Annotated in this window: 16 protein-coding genes, 2 pseudogenes and 1 riboswitch; of the genes and pseudogenes, 7 read left to right on the forward strand and 11 right to left on the reverse strand. The window is 48.0% G+C overall.

Annotation, left to right across the window (positions count from 1 at the left end; all coding sequences use genetic code 11):
- Window positions 1–78: 78 nt before the first annotated feature.
- Both QUB56_RS26780 and QUB56_RS26785 read right to left on the reverse strand, forming a co-directional pair.
- A complete protein-coding gene (locus tag QUB56_RS26780) occupies window positions 79–834 on the reverse strand; it encodes a DUF561 domain-containing protein (protein ID WP_332959307.1) in 756 nt (251 codons plus the stop codon).
- 202 nt (window positions 835–1,036) lie between these two features.
- Window positions 1,037–1,838 (reverse strand): annotated as a pseudogene (locus QUB56_RS26785) (creatininase family protein).
- A gap of 180 nt (window positions 1,839–2,018) precedes the next feature.
- On the opposite strand from QUB56_RS26785, the gene QUB56_RS26790 reads away from it, so the two are divergent.
- Complete coding sequence (locus QUB56_RS26790; protein WP_332959308.1) at window positions 2,019–7,370, forward strand: PAS domain S-box protein; 5,352 nt, start codon at window positions 2,019–2,021, stop codon at window positions 7,368–7,370.
- Between the two features lie 325 nt (window positions 7,371–7,695).
- Here QUB56_RS26790 and QUB56_RS26795 read toward each other — a convergent pair whose 3' ends face one another.
- Both QUB56_RS26795 and QUB56_RS26800 read right to left on the reverse strand, forming a co-directional pair.
- Window positions 7,696–8,025 carry a WGxxGxxG family protein gene (locus tag QUB56_RS26795; protein ID WP_332959309.1) on the reverse strand — a complete coding sequence of 110 codons (330 nt, stop codon included), beginning with the start codon at window positions 8,023–8,025 and terminating at the stop codon, window positions 7,696–7,698.
- 80 nt (window positions 8,026–8,105) lie between these two features.
- The gene (locus QUB56_RS26800; protein WP_332959310.1) at window positions 8,106–8,429 is read right to left on the reverse strand and encodes a WGxxGxxG family protein; all 324 of its coding nucleotides are present in this window, start codon (window positions 8,427–8,429) and stop codon (window positions 8,106–8,108) included.
- A 324-nt stretch (window positions 8,430–8,753) separates the two neighbouring features.
- Here QUB56_RS26800 and QUB56_RS26805 point away from each other — a divergent pair, with 324 nt between their 5' ends.
- Together QUB56_RS26805 and QUB56_RS26810 are read left to right on the forward strand one after the other, a co-directional pair.
- Complete coding sequence (locus tag QUB56_RS26805; protein ID WP_332959311.1) at window positions 8,754–9,398, forward strand: hypothetical protein; 645 nt, start codon at window positions 8,754–8,756, stop codon at window positions 9,396–9,398.
- 20 nt (window positions 9,399–9,418) lie between these two features.
- Complete coding sequence (locus tag QUB56_RS26810) at window positions 9,419–10,162, forward strand: pentapeptide repeat-containing protein (protein ID WP_332959312.1); 744 nt, start codon at window positions 9,419–9,421, stop codon at window positions 10,160–10,162.
- A 182-nt stretch (window positions 10,163–10,344) separates the two neighbouring features.
- On the opposite strand, the gene QUB56_RS26815 is transcribed toward QUB56_RS26810, so the two are convergent.
- Entirely contained in the window at window positions 10,345–10,869 is a 525-nt protein-coding gene (locus QUB56_RS26815) for a hypothetical protein (RefSeq protein WP_332959313.1), read from the reverse strand.
- Between the two features lie 679 nt (window positions 10,870–11,548).
- Between QUB56_RS26815 and pyrE the strand changes: the two genes are divergently transcribed.
- The 3 genes and pseudogenes from pyrE to QUB56_RS26830 all read left to right on the forward strand — a co-directional run.
- Window positions 11,549–12,124, forward strand: coding sequence for an orotate phosphoribosyltransferase (pyrE, locus tag QUB56_RS26820; protein ID WP_332959314.1), 576 nt, complete (start codon window positions 11,549–11,551; stop codon window positions 12,122–12,124).
- Window positions 12,125–12,487: 363 nt separating this feature from the next.
- Window positions 12,488–12,973: a hypothetical protein gene (locus tag QUB56_RS26825; protein WP_332959315.1), complete on the forward strand. Its 486-nt coding sequence runs from the start codon at window positions 12,488–12,490 to the stop codon at window positions 12,971–12,973.
- 252 nt (window positions 12,974–13,225) lie between these two features.
- Window positions 13,226–13,375 (forward strand): annotated as a pseudogene (locus QUB56_RS26830) (hypothetical protein); the annotation flags it as partial.
- A 19-nt stretch (window positions 13,376–13,394) separates the two neighbouring features.
- Here QUB56_RS26830 and QUB56_RS26835 read toward each other — a convergent pair.
- From QUB56_RS26835 to QUB56_RS26845, 3 genes are all read right to left on the reverse strand, one after another.
- Window positions 13,395–13,988, reverse strand: coding sequence for a Uma2 family endonuclease (locus QUB56_RS26835; RefSeq protein WP_332959316.1), 594 nt, complete (start codon window positions 13,986–13,988; stop codon window positions 13,395–13,397).
- A 158-nt stretch (window positions 13,989–14,146) separates the two neighbouring features.
- Window positions 14,147–15,520 carry a phosphomethylpyrimidine synthase ThiC gene (gene thiC, locus QUB56_RS26840; RefSeq protein ID WP_332959317.1) on the reverse strand — a complete coding sequence of 458 codons (1,374 nt, stop codon included), beginning with the start codon at window positions 15,518–15,520 and terminating at the stop codon, window positions 14,147–14,149.
- A gap of 7 nt (window positions 15,521–15,527) precedes the next feature.
- A riboswitch (TPP riboswitch) is annotated at window positions 15,528–15,624 on the reverse strand.
- A gap of 187 nt (window positions 15,625–15,811) precedes the next feature.
- The gene (locus tag QUB56_RS26845) at window positions 15,812–16,609 is read right to left on the reverse strand and encodes a Uma2 family endonuclease (protein WP_332959318.1); all 798 of its coding nucleotides are present in this window, start codon (window positions 16,607–16,609) and stop codon (window positions 15,812–15,814) included.
- Window positions 16,610–16,847: 238 nt separating this feature from the next.
- On the opposite strand from QUB56_RS26845, the gene QUB56_RS26850 reads away from it, so the two are divergent.
- Window positions 16,848–17,180 (forward strand): DUF4058 family protein, encoded by a 333-nt coding sequence (locus QUB56_RS26850; protein ID WP_332959319.1) that lies wholly within the window; start codon window positions 16,848–16,850, stop codon window positions 17,178–17,180.
- 133 nt (window positions 17,181–17,313) lie between these two features.
- Here the strand turns inward: QUB56_RS26850 and QUB56_RS26855 are convergent, their stop codons facing one another.
- The 3 genes from QUB56_RS26855 to QUB56_RS26865 form a co-directional block, all read right to left on the reverse strand.
- Window positions 17,314–20,070 (reverse strand): hypothetical protein, encoded by a 2,757-nt coding sequence (locus tag QUB56_RS26855; RefSeq protein WP_332959320.1) that lies wholly within the window; start codon window positions 20,068–20,070, stop codon window positions 17,314–17,316.
- Between the two features lie 246 nt (window positions 20,071–20,316).
- Window positions 20,317–20,496 carry a hypothetical protein gene (locus tag QUB56_RS26860; protein ID WP_332959321.1) on the reverse strand — a complete coding sequence of 60 codons (180 nt, stop codon included), beginning with the start codon at window positions 20,494–20,496 and terminating at the stop codon, window positions 20,317–20,319.
- A 12-nt stretch (window positions 20,497–20,508) separates the two neighbouring features.
- Complete coding sequence (locus QUB56_RS26865; protein ID WP_332959322.1) at window positions 20,509–21,069, reverse strand: Uma2 family endonuclease; 561 nt, start codon at window positions 21,067–21,069, stop codon at window positions 20,509–20,511.
- Window positions 21,070–21,514: the final 445 nt, after the last annotated feature.

Here is a 21,514-nt window from a genome sequence, read left to right on the forward strand (position 1 = left end):
CTTCTTCCTTCTTCCTTCTTCCTTCTTCCTTCTTCCTTCTTCCTTCTTCCTTCTTCCTTCTTCCTTCTTCCTTCTTAATTAAATTGAAGTCGCCAAGTGCGATCGCGAAACCAAAGCCAAAGCTTCAACCAAACTGCAAACAGCCGCAATCATCGCCACTTCGCTATTAAGCTGACTGACAGCAGAACCGACACCAATACCTGCAGCACCGGCTCCAATAGCGAGGGGTGCGGTGACGCTGGAGATGCCGGAAGCGCAGAGTACGGGGACGGATACGGCCCGGGAAATTTCAAAGGCGGAGGCTAAAGTAGGCGCTGCTTTTTCAATTAATCCCAATGTGCCGGCGTGTATTGGTTGGGCGCTGGTGCCACCTTCTGTTTGGATAATGTTAGCGCCAGCTTTGACTAATTCTATTGCTAACTCCACTTGTTTGTCGAGTTCCAAAATGTGGGGAACTGTCACAGAAAGAGTGATGTTGGGAAATAGCGATCGAGTTTGGCGAGTCAACTCCAAAACTTCAGAAGCTTCAAAGCGGCGACCTACTGCGTAGAAAGCATCAAAGTTGCCAATTTCAATCAAATCAGCGCCAGCTTCTACCGCAGGCACAAACTTTTCCGGTTCGACAGCCGATACACAAATTGGCAAATCTGTCAACTGTTTTGCCATCAATACCAAATCTCGATCGGCAGCAATATCGACAAAGGTAGCACCGCCGAGATCCGCTGCTTTGACGACAGCCGCAACGTTGGCGGCATCAAAATTATTTAAACCGCTGATAATTTTCAGGGCGCGGCCTTGCTCAAAGGCGCGCTGCAATTTAGAATTTACACTCATCGTTAGTTTTCCAACTCAAAAAATTTCTTAGACTTATTTTGACACGGATTAGAACAATTTTTGAGAGTCCTAGACGCACTCGGACAAAAGAAATCGGGTTTTTTACCGAGTCGGCGAGACTCTAACGAAGTATTTTTGTCCATCAAACCCGGTTTCACCGGCCCCCTGCGTAAGTTTTATTTGAGTTTTAATTCTTAATTTTTTAATTACTTCCCGGTTGGCGAAATTTGTCCACATCTTTGATAACTTGTACCCCCGTCAGAGAGAGATTCGAGAATACGACCTCCCTTTTCTTCCGTCGCCACCGTCGCATCGCCCAACACACCACTTTCAGTCAACTCTCGCGTCAGCCAAGCAAAAGGCAAATTCCCTTCCATACTCAGCCAACTGTCGATCGGCAAATTTTTCGGATATTCTGTAACAGCCCGTTCCATTTTCACCCGCTCCGGCAAAATTGACAACATCAGACTCGTTTCTGCATCACCCGCGTGAATCCCCAACTCCAACTCCTTCGCAGTTAATAATTCAGCAGCCCGATTCGGAACGCCCCAAACAAACAGCGGAAAAACCGAAAAATCCTGATATTTTTGATGAATATCCCGCGCCGCAATTTCCATCACCTGCGGCTGTCCGCCGTGAGCATTCATTAAGACTAATTTCCGAAATCCTGCCCGGTAAATACAGTCAGCAATTTCGCCAATTACTGCTAAAAGTGTCTGAGCGCTGAGCATAATTGTACCGAAAAAATGGCAGTGTTCGTTAGACTTGCCGTAGTACAAAAGCGGCAAAGCATAAGCGGGAATATTTGCATCTAACTTTGCCAGCGCTTTGCCTGTCACCGCCTGGCTAATTGCCGCCTCTACAATTAAAGGCAAATGGGGGCCGTGCTGTTCGATCGCACCTAGTGGCTGAATGATAACTACATTTTCCTTATCCGGCATAGACTCAATTTCTGTCCAAGTCAGATAGGGAAAAAAGCGCGATTCGGGAATAAAATTGTGCATATTGTGGTGGCAAGAGCATAGGCAACCAAGGCCATCAACTAGCCGGAAAAGTAAAAAGTAATTTCCCAGATAGATCGCATATTCTGTCTGTCGGTAGATAATATAATATAGCAGATGCTTTAACAGCGCGCTGATATACGCTCGCCAGCTCAGACCGCAAGACGTAGAGACGACTAATTGATGGAAGCTTGGCAAACCCCACAAACTAATTTAACCGACATTCCGATCGCCGAGGAACTGTCGCGCCGCACCCCTCGATCGCACGATCGCAAAGCAGAAAACCGGGCGCTGCAAACCCTTGCCCGACAACTGGCAACGGAGCCCCACACCCTGCTCAAAACACTGGTTGCCACCGCTCAAGATTTATGCGGTGCAGGAAGCGTGGGAGTCTGCTTGCTAGAAGAAAATGCCAGTTCCGAAAAAATCTTTCGGTGGGAGGCCTTGGCGGGCGCGTGGTTGGCCTCAAAACACAGAAACACACCCCGCACATTGCGTTTGTCCGGAGCCTGGTGCGATCGCCAAACTCCCCAGCTTTACTTCGCTCCAGAAAAATACTTTACCGACTTGCAGCAGCTAGAAATGCCGATCGCCGAAGCGTTAGTGGTGCCGCTGCAAGCAGAAAATCAACCGCTGGGGGCAATATGGATGGTATCTCACCAGGACGATCGCCAGTTCGATGCCGAAGACTTGCAGATCGCGATCGCCCTAGCAGACTTTGCCGTTGCCGCCCTACAAATCGATCGCGCCAATCGAACCAAAGAAGCTTTGCGACAAAGCGAAGAACGCTGGCAGCTAGCCTTGCAGGGAAACAACGACGGCATTTGGGATCGCAACCTGCAAACCAATAGCCAGATCCTGAGCGATCGCGGTTTAGAGATTTTGGAACGCGGGCCCGAAGAAGTCAAGGACTTCAGCCAATTTTTGAGCTACATTCATCCCGATGATGTGGAGATAATGCAAAGCAATTGGCAGCAGCACTTGCATGGGGAAACATCACATTATCGCTGCGAGTACCGCATCCGCTGTCCCGACGGGCGCGAAAAATGGGTTTTAGCCAGAGGGCGAGCAATTTGGGACTCCTCAGGCAATCCCGTGCGGGCCGTGGGTTCCCTCACAGATATCAGCGATCGCAAACAAACTGAAATAGCCTTCAAACAAAGCGAAGAACGTTTGAGCATCGCCATCGAAGGCTCAGGCATGGCAACCTGGGATTTAGACGTGCGAACAAATCGAGTAATTTGGTCGGCGAACCTTTTCAGCATTTTCGGCTGCGAACCGGTACCGGGCAGCGAAACAACCCGGGCTGTGTGGGAAAAATGCGTGCATCCAGACGACATAAAGCAAGTCCAGCAGGCAGTCAAAACAGCTCGGGAAACAGGATCGCTCTACTCTCCCGAATACCGCATCATCCGGGCCGACAGCGGAGAAATCCGCTGGTTGAGCGCGTTCGGGCGCCATCTCTACGACTCCTGGGGCGAAGCAGTGCGGTTTATCGGAGTAATATTTGATGCTACCGATCGGAAAAAGGCCGAACTCGCCCTGCATGAGAGCGGGCAAACCGTGCGCCGTCAACTTCTAGAGATAGAGTGGCTATACCAAACAACGCCCGTGGGTTTGGCCGTTTTAGACACAGATTTGCGGTTCGTGCGGCTCAACCAGCGGTTGGCCAAAATCAACGGCTTGCCCGTCGAAATGCACATCGACCGCACCCTACGCGAAATTGTCCCAGACTTGGCAGACACAGCCGAACCTGTGTTAAACCGCATTCTCGAAACCGGAGAACCGAAGCGAAATTGGGAAATCAGCGGTGAAACCAAAGCTCAATCCGGTGTTGTGCGCACTTGGCTGCTGAATTGCTTGCCGCTCAAAGACACGGGCGGGGAGATTGTCGGGATTAATGTCGTGGTACAGGAAATTACCGATCGCAAAATGGCAGAACTCGCCTTGCAAGAAAGCAATAACCGCTTTGAGTTAGCTACAAAGGCGATCGACGGCATCGTGTTTGAGTGGGATTTGGCATCGAACTCAGTTTACCGTTCCGAGGGGCTGTACCCGCTCGTCGGTGTCCGCCCAGAGGATGCACAGGCAACACCAGAGTGGTGGAGAGAACGCATCCATCCCGTCGATTTGGCACGCATCCAAGCCGGGGCGGAATCAATATTAAGTGCCGATCGCTACGAAGGCGAGTACCGAGTCCGGCACCAAGACGGGCGCTGGATCGATGTTTGGGAACGCGGCTGTTCGATCCGCAACCAGCAAGGTGAAGTGACCAAAATAGTCGGCTTCACAACCGACATTACCAAGCGCAAACAAACAGAAGCAGCACTGCGCGATCGCGAAGCCCACCTGCAGTTGATTCTCGACAGCGCCAAAGACTACGCCATCTTCACCCTCGACACCGGCGGACGCTTTACCACTTGGAACGCAGGCGCCGAGAGATTGCTCGGCTATGCCGAAGCTGAAATCGTCGGCGAGCACGGACGAATCATCTTCACCCCAGAAGACTCTGCTGCTCGATCGCCGGAAGCAGAAATGCACAGCGCCCTGACTCAGGGAAAAGGAGAAAACGATCGCTGGTACGTCCGCAAAGATGGCAGCCGCTTTTGGGGTAGCGGGCTGGTGATGCCCCTGCGCGACGCAGCTGGCGAGGTGCAAGGTTTCCTGAAAATCATGCAAGACAAAACCGAGCGCCGACAAATAGAAGAAGCACTGCGGCAAAGCGAAAATCGCTACCGCACCCTCGCCGATGCCGTCCCGCAATTAATGTGGATCAACACGGCCGACGGCAGGGTAGAGTTTGGCAACCAGCACTGGCAAAGCTACACGGGCATCATGTCAGCAGAATTTCCGCTGGCTGCGCCGGTGCTGGAATTATTTCATCCTGAAGATCGACCAGCAGTTGTCGCCACGCGCACCAAGGCGATTCAAGCAGGGGAATCCTACGAATTCGAGTGCCGGGTGCGCCGGTTTGACAGCATCTACCGCTGGCATCTAGCGCGAATCGTGCCCGTTAAAGACGCGGGGGGACAGGTGGTGCAATGGGCCGGGATCGGCATTGATATTGACGATCGCAAACGAGCCGAAGAAAGCTTAGCAGAAAGCGACCGCCGCTTCCGCTTCCTGGCTGAGTCCCTTCCCCACCTGATTTGGAACATAGACTCCGCCGGGGAAATTCGCTTTACCAACCAACAAAAATGGTTGGAATATCTGGGAATGTCTTACCAGGAAGCAGCGAAAAACAATTGGGAGTCGGTGATGCCGCCGTCGGATGTGGCACAAGCTAAAGCTCTCTGGCAAGAATGTCGGATCACCGGAGAAGTTTATCAACTTGAGCTGCGCCTGCGGCGGGCAGCAGACCAAATGGAACGCTGGCATTTGTCCCGCGCCGTGCCAATTCGCGACGCCCGGGGCCAGATTGTCGAGTGGATCGGCTCTAATACCGATATTCACGATCGCAAACAAGCCCAACTCAACGAGCAGTTTCTCTCCGATCTCGAACTCCGCTTGCGCCAAGGCTCCAACCCCGCAGAAATGTTCTGGGAATCCATGAACAGTCTGGGAGCATATTTAAATGTCGATCGCTGCATATGGCACGAAATCGATGCCGAAGCGGACCTGGCAATTGTCCCGCAAGACTGGCACCAGCCCCACCTGGGCAGCGCCACCGGCACCTATCAAATCTCACACTTTAAGACGCCAGAAATGAAAGCTCTCTCTATGGCAGGTCAAGCAGTTGTCATCTCAGATACCGCTAATGACCCCCATACAGCGTCTTTGGTCGATAACTACGAGGCCGCTGGCATTGGCGCTTTGGTCGATGTTCCCTGCCTTCACGAAGGGCGCTGGGTGGCTCTTTTGGTGGTGACATCACAGGCGGTGCGGCACTGGCGGCCCGATGAAGTTTCGCTGATGCAAGAAGTGGTGGCTCGCCTCTGGAGGGTAATCCTGCACGCCCGAACCCTGCAGGACCTGCACGAAAGCGAAGCTCGGTTCCGCGCTCTAGCTGACAACATCGCTCAGTTGGCTTGGATGACAGATGCCACAGGGGGGATTTTCTGGTACAACCAGCGGTGGTTTGACTACACGGGCCGCACCCTAGAGGAAATGCAGGGCTGGGGCTGGCAGCAGGTGCAGCACCCGGAACACGTCGATCGGGTTGTCGCAAAATTTAGGCGCTGCATTGAAACAGGCGAACTCTGGGAAGATACTTTCCCCTTGCGCGGCACAGACGGATCTTACCGCTGGTTTCTCTCCCGCGCCGTGCCGATTCGCGACGAGCAAGGCAAGGTGCTGCGCTGGTGTGGCACCAACACCGACATTACCGATCGAAAAGTTGCAGAAGCCGAACGGGAACGCCTTCTAGCCCGGGAAAAGGCAGCGCGGGAAGAAGCAGAACAGGCTAACCGCGTCAAAGATGAATTTTTGGCTGTTTTGTCCCACGAATTGCGCACTCCCTTAAACCCGATTGTGGGCTGGACGAAGCTGCTGCGATCGAACGTTCTGACACCGGAAAAGCAGCGTTACGCCTTAGAGACGATCGAGCGCAACGCCCTACTGCAAACCCAGCTGATCGAAGATTTGCTCGATGTGTCGGGGATTCTGCAAGGCAAGCTCAGCTTGAATATTGTACCGGTGGATTTAGCCGGGGCGATCGGCGCTGCCATTGGAACCGTGCGTCTGTCGGCGGAAGTTAAGTCGATTCAAATCTGCACTCAATTTGCACCGAATCTCGGCCCGGTGTTGGGCGATGCGGGCAGACTTCAGCAGGTAGTCTGGAATTTGCTCTCAAATGCCGTCAAGTTCACCCCGCCCGGAGGCAAAATCGAAGTCGTTCTCGATCGGGTTGGCACTGATGCCCAAATTACTGTAACTGATACTGGAAAAGGTATCGAACCTGATTTTCTGCCCTATGTATTCGACTACTTCCGGCAAGCGGACAGCACGATGACGCGCAAGTTTGGCGGATTGGGTTTAGGATTGGCGATCGTCCGCCATCTCCTCGAACTCCACGGCGGCACGGTGAAAGCCGAAAGTGCAGGCGAAGGAAAAGGCGCGACATTTACCGTCAGGATACCCCTGATGCCCGTGCAACCTCAGACAACTCCTGCTGCTGCAGGACCGGAGCAATCCTTCAATTTGAGCGGTATCAAGGTGTTAGCCGTAGATGATGATGCCGATGCCCGAGATTTGGTGGTTTTTCTGCTTGAGAATTGTGGGGCAAGCGTTACAGCAGTTTCTAACGCCGCCGATGCCTTGGCGGTTTTAACTGAGTCTGTGCCGGATTTGCTGTTGAGCGATATTGGAATGCCCGATACCAACGGTTATCTGTTGCTGCAGCAGGTGCGGGCTCTGCCTAAGGAGCAAGGGGGACTGGTTCCGGCGATCGCCCTCACCGCTTATGCTGGAGAAATTGACTATCAGCAGGCCCTGGCTGCTGGGTTCCAGCGCCACCTTTCTAAGCCTTTAGACCCCCAGAAGTTGGTGCAGGCGATTTTGGGGGTGCTCGATCGATCGGGCGAAAGCATTGTTTAAGGTGTTTTTGTGTCTGAAAGGTTTTTATTTAACGAACCGCGAAGACGCAAAGAACGCGAAGGAAGAAGGGAAGAAGAAGGGAAGAAATAAAATCGAGTCAACAGTCATCAGTCATCAGTCATCAGTCCACAGTCAACAGTCAACAATCACGGACGGTGCAACCGGAATTGATATCAGATATCACCAATTTTATAGTCCTTCGATCGCGCATCATCTTCAATAAAAAACCCCCACAGATGGAGGTTTTTTGATGATTATTTGCTATCGTCGGACAGGTTAAAACATCCTGTCCCTGCATGATGCCCACAGCCGCTCGACTCAATTCTTAGCGGTAGTCGGTGCGCACGGCTGGCTCGCGATCGCCCGTTGTTGTAGTGGTATAGCGGACGTTTTCTTCGCGTTTGCGGGGAATCAAACCGAGCAAACCCGATAAGCCAAGCAATCCCAACCATCCCCAATCAAAATCGCGATCGGCATCAGCACTTGCGACATCAGAGCGAGGACTTGTAGTAGTGGTGGTAGTGCTGTTAGTACCGTTCGTAGTACCGCCTGTTGTATCTGTCTGAGCAGAAGCAGGTAGATGAGCTGGTGCTAGGGCTAAACCAGCAGCTATAATACCTGCACCGATTGCTTTGGATAAATCAGAACGTTTCATAATTCAAATCCTCTGTGTTGGTTAAAATCTTTAACTATTACAACTATCTGCATGATGCCCACAGCCGCTCGACTCAATTCTTAGCGGTAGTCGGTGCGCACGGCTGGATCGCGATCGCCCGTTGTAGTGGTATAGCGGACATTTTCTTCGCGTTTGCGGGGAATCAAACCGAACAAACCCGACAAGCCAAGCAATCCCAACCATCCCCAATCAAAATCGCGATCGGCATCAGCACTTGCGACATCCGAGCGAGGACTTGTGGTGGTGGTAGTGCTGTTAGTACCGTTCGTAGTACCGCCAGTTGTATCTGTCTGAGCAGAAGCAGGCAGATCAACTGGTACTAGCGCTAAACCAGCAACTATAATACCTGCACCGATTGCTTTGGATAAATCAGAACGTTTCATATTTCAAATGCTCTCTGTTGGTTAAACTCTTTAACTATCACAACTATATCGATCGCCTATTAAAGTTAAATCCACCTCTAGCAGTAAACATACTTATCTTCCACCTATAACTACAGATTGATATCAGATTTTTAGCAACAAGACGAAATTAAACATTGCTCGCTTGTGAGGCAGTGCGGCACTATAAAATCGCCGGCATGGCACATCGCGCTTGTGAGGAACTCCGGCAGTCCCGACAACAGACAAAGTGTTGTTGACAAAAAAAGGTAAACTCAGATATTGCACAGACAACTGTTGGAACTCGATCGACGGAGATAAAAACTTTTGGGTATAGAGCTACGCAGCTACGTATTTCTAGACAACTTGCAGCCGCAGCACGCAGCATACATCGGCACCATCGCCGCCGGATTCTTGCCGCTGCCCGGGGATGCGTCGCTGTGGATTGAAATCTCGCCTGGTATCGAAATTAACCGAATTACCGATGTCGCCCTCAAATCTGCCTCCGTGCGGCCGGGAGTGCAGATAGTCGAACGCTTGTACGGCCTTCTGGAAGTACACTCGGGCCAGCAGGGGGAAACTCGGGCCGCAGGCAAAGCAATTCTAGAATTCATCGGAGTCCGCAGAGAAGAAGGTATCAAACCGCGAGTGATTTCCAGTCAAATTATTCGCAACATTGACCCCCACCAAACACAATTAATCAACCGCAGCCGCCGCGGACAGTTGCTGCTGGCGGGACAAACGCTTTATGTCTTAGAAGTAGAACCGGCTGCCTATGCAGCCCTCGCGGCCAATGAAGCAGAAAAAGGCGCATCTATTAACATCTTAGAGGTTCAGGCTGTAGGCAGTTTCGGACGGCTTTACCTCGGCGGCGCAGAACGAGATATTATAGCAGGTTCCCAGGCAGCAATTGCGGCGGTGGAAAACGTGACGGGTCGAGAAAATCCAACAATTTTTGGTCGCAAGGAATAGCCGTTAAAGGAGATGCAGTTATGGCAAACACACAGCATTTAGCGCTGTTAAAAAAAGGTGCAGTTACTTGGATTGAATGGAGAAGTCTCAACCCAAATATAGAACCGGATCTCAGCGAAGCTAACCTCGCCGAAGCAAATCTCAGAGGCGCGCATCTTTGGCGATCGAACCTTGTTAAAACAGACTTGTTTAAGGCTAAATTAATTTCGGCAAACCTCGCCGAATCTAATTTTAGTTTAGCAAATCTTGCCGGAGCGCAACTGCTCGAAACTAATCTAATTAAAGCTAATTTAACAGGAGCAAACCTCCGAGCTGCAGACCTCAGGGGAGCTGATTTGAGCGGTGCTAATTTAATTGGGTCTGACATCACTGCTGCCAATCTTCAACAAACCGATTTCGCCGATGCAAATTTAATCGGTGCGGTGATGTTTCGAGTTAATGCCATGGGCGCCAACCTCAACTTTGCTAATCTCAGTCAAGCCAATCTCACTCAAGCCGAATTCATTGAAGCACATTGCTATGCAGCCAATTTCTCTAAAGCTAACCTCGGGGAAGCTCACTTCACTGCAGCATATCTTTTCAAGGCAAATCTCTGTTTTGCGGAGTTGAGCGCTGCCGATTTCCGGTGGGCAAACCTCGGCAAAGCTGATTTGAAAGGGGCGAATTTGACCGGGGCCAATCTCAGAGGAGCGAACTTGGCGGGAGCGAATCTGGGCGAAGCTATTTTGAAAGGAACAATCATGCCTGACGGCAGCATTGTTTGATCAATATTGGATAATATTTAGTCCTGTAAAAAAACCGCGATAGTTAAAAAAAAGCCAGTTGCGCCTTTACCGAAAGCATTGCCAAAACATGAATTTTTGGGGCGGGTTCAGACTTTCTCTCTCATACAAATCCGAGATGAAAGAAAACCCGCCTCGGCTCAAAACTCGCAACAGTCGATCGATTAATTCTTGCGAGCCGGCGATACTTGATAAAGTCCTCTGACGGGGCCTGGATCGGTCTGTGAATCTTGCTGCTCTCTTGGAAGTGACTGATCTGGGAACCCGCCGGGAGTGGGGAAACAGCCGCTCGGTTGAGGTGCTAGCTGGCAAGGTGCAGGCAGTGCCATGACAGAGGAATCGAAAGGATTGACGGCATCTGGGACGCGGAGAATCGGGTCGCTGGAAACTTGCCGCTGCATTATTCGTCGGTAAAGGCCGCTGACGCGACTGGCATCCCGCTCCATTTCTTTTTCGGGAAAGGCAACGACTCCGCTGGGGGAACCGATGCCTAAATAGTCGCCCAAGTAACCTTGCAAGCTGACCTTTTGGTAAAAGTCTCCTGAAGCTTCAAAGAATTGTCGGTTGAAGTCGTCGGCAATCGGGTGAAATCGAGCTGTTTGTGCTTGAGCTGGTTTGACGGATGCCATTGCGGCAGAGGCGACAGCGAGAATCAACGCGCCGCTCAGGCTTTTTAACTTTTGACTCATATATTTGGGCCTCCTTAATTAATTCCGATTCCACTTTGACACTCCCCGGGGTGAACCCACGGGGATTCTTAATTCATCGACTGACCTTTAAGCGCTGTGTCCTTGCGGCAATCCTTAAACTTTTCAACCGTGCAATTGCACCAATTGACAAGCTTAACTCACAACCACTCCTTCTTGGTCTATCTCCAAAAGCGTACTAGGATACGAACAAGCGGGTTCGGGTGTGTCCCACCCTACTTCATTAAAACAAATTATTGATTTTCTGGTGGGTGAGAATGGGTTGATTCCCCAGCTCTGTTTTACAAGGTTTTCCCTAGCCTTCTTTCTGCTTTTAAAAAGCTTTCAGGTTCGAGGGTGCCGGCTAAAAGCCGCTTCACAACCGCCCACCTTGGGAATTACAACCATGGCTATTCTATCAAAAAGCCGTCAATCGATTTTAGATTTTATATTTTAGATTTTAGATTAAAGAATTGAAGCATTCACCCCACGGATAAATTTGGGGGGCAAGTTTCATCGGCTACAGGTTTTTTATTTCACCGGTTCTGAGTCTGCTTTCGGAATGAATCCGGGGGCTTGTATCCTGGATGCTTTCGGTCAAGCTTATGACGGGATTTTAAACCCAATTTTTTGATAAACTGATTCTCGGCAGATTATTTGTGTTTTTTAAAGGGTGTGAGTTATGGATGCTGCGGATTTAAAGGTGTTGCGCGATCGACTTCTAGATTTGTTGTGCGAGTTTGCCTATCGCGAAGGTGATTTTGTGCTGTCTTCGGGGCAGAAAAGTTCTTATTACATTAACTGCAAACCGGTGACGCTGCACGCTGAAGGTGCTTTGGCAACGGGACGTTTGCTGTTGTCGATGCTGTCGTCGGATGTGCAAGCTGTGGGCGGTTTGACTTTGGGGGCTGACCCGATTGTAACTGCTGTAAGTGTGGTTTCGGCTCTCGAAGGTCGATCGATTCCGGCGCTAATTGTCCGAAAGGAGACGAAGGGACACGGGACAATGGCGTACATTGAGGGGCCACTGTTGCCAGAGGGCACGAATGTGGCGGTTTTGGAGGATGTGGTGACGACGGGCAAGTCGGCGATGCAGGCGGTGGAACGGTTGCGGGGTGCGGGTTATAAAGTCGATCGCGTGTTGTCGCTGATTGACAGAGAACAAGGTGGTGCCCAGTTTTATCAATCTGTTGGATTAAACTTTGAAACAGTTTTTACGATTAACGATCTTCAAAAGTGGATGGCTAGCAAAAAATAGGCAAAAGTGCGATCGAACCGATCGAATATCACCCTTTTCATGAACAGGCTTTCGGGCCTCTTCCACAATAGTTTTCAAGATGTTTTTTTCTCGTTACCAGGCTCTGCCTGGTAATGAATATCTAGAGGCTCTGCCTCATTTTGAAGTGAGGAAATCGGTGTTTTATTGGGTGGGATTATAAACTATGCCCGCTCTAATTTTATTATCAAAATCAGCTCAGGTACTTGGAGGACAAGGGAAAATAAAGTTTTAGGTGCTAAACAAGCGCAAGCTTGCAGGTTCAGAATCTCTACCAATCGGCAGATTTTAGCAGAGCGAGTTTATAACCTGAGTGAGATATTAACTAGAAAACACTGTTTTAATATGTTACATGACCCGGCGCAAGGAGAAGCAGCAATGATTTTACCTGCATCTATTAAAGGGAAATGGAAACTACTGGCAACAGCCTTTATTTGTCCTCTGACACTAATTGGCGTTGGCATTCAGCAACAACCGCTTCAAGCACAACAAAATCCATCTAAGACTAATGTTGCTGCTTTGCCAGATGGTATTTACCTGTACGGAGATTCGCCACAGCCCAACCAAGTTCTTCAAAACTACATTGTGTTTCAACGCCAGAACGATCGCGTCGTTGGTGCAATCTACGCGCCGCGATCGGACTTTGCCTGCTTCACAGGTAAAATTCAGGGAAATACACTGTACGGCAAAACAATCTCAGCCGGAAAAATTCAAACAGTTGAAGTCAATACTCAGCTAACAAATCTGCATCCTATTCGCACAATTAGCTCAAACGATCGGCGCATTCTTTCAACGTGCCAAGATACAGCGCGAGCTAACATATCCAGGTAAATCTTTTACTTAGCTCAAATGGTGCATGAGGCTGGCGGTGCGTTACACTGCGTTAACGCACCCTACGAATTAACACTTTCTCGTTACCAGGCTCTGCCTGGTAATGAATATCTAGAGGCTCTGCCTCCCTTAAAAAATACTACAAAATATGATTTTTTACCCCAGGCTTAATGGTCTGGAAAAAAATCCGTTTTATTGAACCGAGTCCGCAGGATTACTCCCCGCGAAGCAACACGGTAACAAGGTTTTTCCGATAGTTTTATTTTGCATCCTAATGATGATAAAGCCGATCGTCAACTGGGTCATAGTGTAAGTATTAATGTAGTTAAAGCTGTTGCTCTAGAAGTTATCCATAATTGTTTATCCTCTGCAAAGCAAGTGCCTTTGAAAAATGCAGTTTAATCAGCATCAAGCAGAAAATTTATTGCTCTGGGGTTGAGGAAGTGCGATCGGCCGCACTCAATATCAAATCCACACTGACTGTAAAATCAGGAAATGCGATCGGTGCAACCTCTTGACCAGGGTACAAGTTTAGTATTACACTATAACCGTTTGGTGTTGGCTGGCGGTAAACTTCCAAGATGTTTTCCACTAAATTAACCAGCCAAACCTCTTGAATGAGCGATCGGGCATAAATAGGAATTTTGACATTTCTGTCATTATCCACTGTACTGTCAGCGACTTCTACCAAAAGTAACACTTCTGAGGGAACTGGATGTGCTGTCTCGTAATCATCATCGCGAAATTGGAGCAATACCACATCCGGTTGCGGTTCAGTACGTTCGCTTAACAGAACAGGGTTTTGGACATCAACAATAACTCTATCTTCTGGTAATCGGTGAAAAAGTCGGTTAAGTCGTCTCACAGCAGTTGCGTGACGAGTTCCAATAGCAGCCATTTGAATAATTTCTCCTTCAATGAGTTCGACGCGCTCAGCTTCAGAAAGAATCCCTGTCTCACCCATCAAATGATATTCTTTCACCGTAAAAAGCCGTCTTTGAAGTTGAACGGACATCGCAATTCTCCTTTTCGGAAACTCCTTTTAATATAACCTTAAGTAAGGTGCGCCATCAGCGCCCTAGTTTTGGGCGAGCAGGATGCCCGCCCCACAAGAAACGAAACAGCTTTAGGATTAAGTAAGGTGCGCCATCAGCACCCTAGGAATTAATCCTATTAGCTTTGGGCTACAGGTTCCTTAGCCAAAAACTTCTCTAATTCCGTCAAAGCATCGGCATCAACCTTAGTCTGCATCGGACAGAACTTAGGTCCGCACATCGAACAGAATTCAGCAGTTTTATAGATATCCGCCGGCAAAGTTTCGTCGTGATATTCCTTAGCCCGTTCAGGATCTAATGACAGCTCAAATTGACGGGTCCAATCGAAATTGTAACGCGCTTTCGAGAGTTCATCATCGCGATCGCGCGCACCCGGACGACCCCGTGCAATATCTGCAGCGTGAGCCGCGATTTTGTAAGCAATCAGCCCGTTTCGGACATCCTCAGCATTCGGCAATCCTAAGTGTTCCTTCGGCGTCACGTAACACAGCATTGCAGTACCGTACCAACCAGCCATCGCCGCCCCAATTGCTGAGGTAATGTGGTCGTATCCAGGCGCAATATCAGTCACCAACGGCCCCAAAACATAGAAAGGAGCTTCCGAACACTCCTCCATTTGTTTCTTGACATTAAACTCAATTTGATCCATGGGAACGTGGCCCGGGCCTTCCACCATTACCTGCACATCATGTTCCCAAGCTTTGCGAGTTAATTGTCCCAAAGTTTTGAGTTCAGCTAATTGAGCATCATCCGAGGCATCGTGAGTGCAACCGGGGCGCAGAGAATCTCCCAAACTAAACGAAACATCGTATTTTTTGAAGATTTCAATGATGTCGTTAAAGTGAGTGTAGAGAGGATTTTGTTTGTGGTGATGCAGCATCCACCGCGCCAAAATGCCGCCGCCGCGAGAGACAATCCCAGTCAACCGATTTTTTACCAAAGGCAAATGCTCGATCAGAATTCCGGCGTGAATTGTTTGGTAATCAACACCTTGTTGAGCGTGTTTGTCAATGATGTGAAGAAAGTCATTCGCGGTCAGACTTTCCATATTACCATGAACGCTTTCTAGAGCTTGGTAAATTGGTACAGTACCGATCGGCACCGGTGAAGCTTTGATAATCGTAGTGCGAATTTCATCCAAATTGCCGCCGCCGGTGGACAAGTCCATCACGGTATCAGCGCCGTATTTCACTGCTAGTTTAAGCTTGTCAACTTCTTCTTCCATATTGGAAGAGTTGGGAGATGCACCGATATTAGCATTGACTTTGCATTTAGACGCAATACCGATCGCCATCGGTTCCAAATTCGGGTGATTGATATTAGCCGGAATAATCATCCGTCCCCGCGCTACTTCGGCGCGGATCAGTTCTGGCGGGAGATTCTCTCGCTTAGCGACAAAGTGCATTTCCTCAGTAATTACACCTTGACGGGCGTAGTGCATTTGAGATACATTGCTCTGGCCCTGACGCTTAGCGATCCATTCGGTACGCATATTTAATTTCCTTGATAAACAGCTTCCCTCCGCTGGTATTACCCAGACTCAGGTTCTAAGGGTGTTTTCTCAGCCCGGATATTCGGGCACCCCTAGCTAAGCTGTTAATAGTAGCACTGATGCCTGTACCAGATGAAAGCAATTAAGGAAATCTTAATATAAACAATGGGGTGAGGAGATCGAAAGTGCGATCGGTCTTTTGGGGCTTCTGATATTTCTGCTGTTTAAAAAGTACAAGCGAGCGAAGCTATCCCGAAGGGAATCGCACCCCATTTAACAACCTAAAAACAATTACACCTCATCAGGATTAATCCCCATTTCGCGCAATTTTGCTGCTAGGCGATCGGCGCGTTGTTTTTCTTCCTCCGCGCGAAGGCGTTCTTCTTCAGCGCGAAGGCGTTCTTCTCGGGCACGTTCCTCTCCAATTAACAGCAAATTCCCTTCACTATCCCACCAACGCAACCAAGGTAAATTCATCTCATCATATTCACCTTGCCAAATTCCCAACTCAACTCCAAGCTGAGGAATCGGATAGCGGCCGCGCTCATTTACACTCATGCGCTGATAGCGATTGTCTTCTAAATGATACATTTCTACAGCGGCTTTTTTGACTTCATAAATGCCGTAGTAAGGCACGCGAATCGCCTGTTCGTAAACCCAAAATTTGCCCACCTTTTGTTCTTCGGCTTGACCGGGTTCGGGCGGCGGCGTTCTGTCTCGCACTTCTGCACCGTTCCCCGACACAAATTCCAAAACAATCAGGGGTGCAAGGTATTCTTTCCACAATACATAAGAACGTCGCACCTCACCATTGAATAGTGGGGGAACATTCGGCACATAAAACCAATCGGGCGCTTCGGCACCGCGTTCGAGAGGGTCAGTTAAACGCCAATAAATCCCACAATCTTGACCGATGCGATAGCGTCCGTCAGGATGAATTCGTTGCAAAATTGGTCGGAGTGAATCAGTGAGAATAATGCTTTGAGGAAGTTCTTGAAAGTTTTTCACAAAAGTACCGTCTGACTCTGGTAATTCAGTGTGGTCTGGCAGATGGGTGACTTCCAATTCAAATGATTTGGCAATAGTCATAAAACTTGCACTGATTTGAGGAATTAAACTTATTATAGTATAATTTATCTGACAAACTACCCGAATAAAACAGCCTTGTTTGTCAAGGGGGATGTTCACTCAAAGAGTGTTTGCACTGTTTCTATATGCTGGCACTCTTGCTATAATAAAGCACAAGACATCTGAACAAGTTTAATACAATATAAAAATGTTTTTTGTTGGCAATACGTCAAGTTGCTGGTCGTAGTTGCAATCCTAAATGATTATACTCGTTACCAGGCTCTGCCTGGTAAGGCATATCCGGAGGCTCTGCCTCGATTGTCGCAGCCGAGGCAGAGCCTCTGGACATCGGTTACCAGGCAGAGCCTGGGAACCAGTTAAACTATACCCGTTTAATCGGCGTGAATCGATTCCTCATTTCTTGCTTCCTTTGCAGTCAGGAGATGAAGAACCTGTTGTGAATTTATCTGAGGTTTTGGGTGAAGTTTATCAGGAGGCTGCTTTAGATTTGGCGATCGATTATTCAGTGCAGTCTATACCAGCACTGAGTGAGGGTGATTTTCAGTGGGTGCGATCGTTGATGGAATCGTAGAACAGGTTCTCTATTGTAAAAGCATTATCTTCTCCAAATAGAAATTATGCAAGAGTCGGATGTCGAATCTTGCATTTCACTGCTACTGAGCTTCCTATCAACTTTCAATAATCGGTTTACACAGCTAAACCGATTAACTTGTTGTCGCTTTGTCAATTAATCGGTTAATTTCATCTGCTACTCGATTGGTCGTAGCATTCCAGTAGTGGGTATGTGCACCTGCTCCTAAACAAAACTCGCGGTATTTACCCTTCTCTGAAATATTATCTTTATCTTCAACAGAAGAGCTGGGTTTAAATAGTTTCTCTTCCCTAGCCCGTTTCTTTTCGTTAACCTCGCTCTTGCTCTTTCGCCAGAGATAACGTCCCACATAGTCAGCACTGCTATATGTATTGACCCACTGCTCTAACCCCAAATCTTCTGGTTTTGGCTTATCGCCAATCCCATTTTCATCGTAGTCGTTATGTCCATTTGCATGGGGGTCGTTATAATTTATCACCCACTCGTAAAGATGAGGAAAACCAACACTGTACAGTTGACGCAGGGGATTGCCCATCGAGAAAAAGTAGACAGGAATTTTCTCTTGGTGTGAAGAAGAGAATAGCCGCTTTAAACCTTTGCGTTCTTCATTTTTAATAAACCGAAGTAAATCTGCTGTAATCACTGCTCCTTGGCTATGTGCCACAAGGATAAGTGCATCGTATTTAGGTTGATTTTGCGAATCTGTCTCCTTGCACAGATAACGCAATAACGAGTAATAGCGAGAAAAGATGCGAGCACGCGGATTATCCTTCTCCGGGTGCAGCCGTAGGTAGTTGTCTACATCCAAAATGACATCTATAACATTTCGTATCCCTAAAGAAAGCTGTTCTAGCCTGCTACCAATCACCCAAATGCTAGTAGCAGAAGCGGTTATAAGTACGGCAAAAAAACTTGTTACTGGTTCTTTAAATGCATATTTGTTAATAAATTCAACAATCCCTAAGTTGGGAAAAAAAACGATTAGGATCCAGTAAAGGATGACCACAATAATAAAAACTGCAGATATCGCCGATAGAGAACAATGCACTGTTCTATACCCGTTGTTTAGCCATATTCCAAACTTAAGCGACAACTTTTCATCGGAATTAGGCTTGTCTAGTTGAGATGTTAAGTCAGGCTGTTGAACTTCTGCCTTAGTTTTGTTTGTTGGATGTGTAGACTCAGGCGGTTGAATTTCTGCCCAGACCGAGGGCCAAAACGACCATGCCATTAGCGGGAGTACAATTACCATCGAAGATATAGCAATCCAAAGAACCGGATCTACAATGATTTCGTCAATAAAATCAGATATGTTATCGTAAATTTCGTACTTAAGTGAAAATATATTTCTGAACCAGTCAGTTGGACGATACGGATAGTCTTTTGACAGTAATGATGCTGGACAATACAGACCATCGTCTTTTGCTGGACAATAACCATCGTCTTTTGGCAGTAGTGATACACCAACTTTGGCAAGGACAGCCCACAGCGTTATGGTGACCGAACTAAACGAAACGCTAGGAATCCACAGTGAAACAATGGCTGTCCAGCTTGCACGTTTGGCGCGTTCTTTTGCTTGAGCATCATCAGTAAGCCCCAATTGGGCAAACAATCCCCAAATTAGTACAACGAAGTAGAGGCAAAAAAATAAGATCCACGACACGACCAAAAGGAAATAAATCACTTCAATCCGCTTAAAGCTGACTTTTAGAATTCCCACAGGTAAATTTTCCACTTTAAAAACTAAATCCCACAAGGCGAAACCTGCCAAGGGTAATCCTAAGAAGATCGCAATCCTATCCGCACCAGGACGGTACTCAGAATATTTCTTAATGACTAGTGCAGTTAAGAGAGATAACAGGAAGAGCCATTCAAACGCCAAAACTTTATAGCTAAATTCCTTGAGCCAGCTAGACATTATAAATGCCAAGGCCCCTATCCCAAGCCAAAATAGCCAAGGTAAGGGTAGCTTCATAGCCTTGTTCCAAAATACACATCCCAGGAGGAAAATTCCCAAAAGACTAAGGATGACGGATACCACAGAGGATGAGTAAGAATTTGGAATATTACCCACTAGATTGAGTAAGGCAGCTACCACTAGAAAGAGATTCAATAAAGGAATCGGAATGGAGAGTATTCTTCCTGCCCAACCATGTAAGCTCGCATAACACCTCCACCTGAATTTATCCGGATGTTCTAGTGCTGCCATGTCGAGCGTATGCCGTCCCAAAGCACTCAAATGAAAGAGAATCTGATACAACTCGCCGAACACTTGGAAGAAACCTCTTCCTACACGAGACAAATCTGCCCAGTACATTTCATAGAGATGTACCTCATGCCGATCGTCTCGACAGGCTTTAATACAAATAGTTTCATAAAAGCTGGCTTTCGGGTCTTTTTTTGGACTGTAGGAATCCAAGAAATCACAAGTGAAAGCGTGCGATTTTTCCTCAAAACTTAGATTTGCGATACTCGAAGGTTTTGAATCAAGGTAATCGCGAATACGTTTTCCTCGTTCATCTAGCCAATCCCAAAGCCCACGTAAAAGCCAAGCCCTCGGACGAATATCAGATTTCTCAAGCTCAGTTCGTTTACGTACAGGGATTCGTCGAACGGGAATTCCGATAAGTTGTTCATTCCAAGCAGAATATCGAGGCTCTTCAGGAGGCTCTTCCTCATTGGCATGAAGTAGAGACTGCTCTTTATTGGTATCGAGTGGAGGCTGCTCTTTATTGGTATGGAGTAAAAGATTAGCGATGCTACGGGCAGAATCATAAGGTTGCTGATCTGAGACACCGTGAACTACGATAATCGCGACTTTCTTCGATGAATCACCACCTGACTCAGGCGGCGCGGTACTTGGCATCATTTAACTACTCCCTTAAAATCCTAATACTCTGTTGTAATCGTTCGATACACTTATAGCCTTTCGAGCGTAACATGAGGTACTATCTGGCATAAGGCATAGGCCTCCGTGGGCATAGGGCATACCTCACCACGCGATCGAACCGCTATATATACTGGTTCGATCGCGTGGTGAGCTACGCCCCGATCGCATTCCAATTCCCAGGCGTACCTCATTAATTACTGAAAAGTGCTATGTAATAATCAGTCCTTACATCGAATCTGCTGACTTAGGTTGCTCCACGTTGCTATCTGAGGCATTTGTAATATCAGATTCCCCCGAGTCAAATTTGTCTGTATCCTGTTTTAATTCCGATATAATTGCGCCGAGATCGCGCCCAGCTTCCGCATTCTCAGGCTTAAAGGCGATCGCGCGATCGCAAGCAGCCATTACTTATGCATACTAACCCAATATAAAATCAACGCTCACTTCAAACTCTGGAAAAGCCAGCGGCGCCACTTGTTGACCGCGCCAAAACTTGAGCATTAAACTATAACCGTTCGGGCCTGGCTGACGGTAGACTTCCAAACAATTTTCAACTAAATCTACCAGCCAAACTTCCTGAATGAGCGATCGAGCGTAAATGGATACTTTCACATCTCTGTCATAATCAACCGTACTATCTGAAACCTCAACTAACAGCCAAACTTCAGACGGTACTGGATGCGCAGTAGCGTAGTAATCAGCGCGAGGTTCCAGCAATACAACATCCGGTTGAGGTTCAGTGCTCTGAGTCAACTGGATAGGGTCTTGAACACCCAGAGTCGCCAGATATTCTGGAATGAGGCTGAAGCGCCTGGTGAGACGCTTAACAGAACTTGCGTGACGACTACCAATTGCAGCCATTTTAACAATCTCTCCTTCTATAAGTTCTACCCGATCGCCCTCGGAGAGAATACCAACCTCACTCATCAAATGATATTCTTTCACTGTAAACAACCGTTTTTGAAGCTGAACAGACATATAACTATTCTCCTTGTTTGCAGCTTACCTAAATTTACCATAAAAAAAAACGCCCAAAACAGAGCGGCAAAAAAATGAAAATTTTAGATAACAAGCCTTAAACAAAAAGCATTTAAACGCCCGCTATTAAGCCTGGTTAAATACTCCTCAATAACTGTACGCATGATTCATCGCCAACTATTAATACAGTGAAATTGGCTTATACTCGTTACCAGGAAGAGCCTGGTAACGCATATCCGGAGGCTCTGCCTCCATAGTCTGGACCGAGGCAGAGCCTCGCTTACATCGGTTCCCAGGCTCTGCCTGGGAACCAGTTAACTGTACGCATGGTTCATCGCCAACTATTAATACAGTGAAATTGGATCGAAAGCAGCCCTCGAATTTAACAGATAATCAAGTAACCGAACTAATTTACCCTAAAAAAAACCGCCCCAAACAGAGCGGT

Source organism: Microcoleus sp. AR_TQ3_B6, assembly GCF_036702785.1.
In the GTDB taxonomy this organism is placed as follows: Bacteria; Cyanobacteriota; Cyanobacteriia; order Cyanobacteriales; family Microcoleaceae; genus Microcoleus.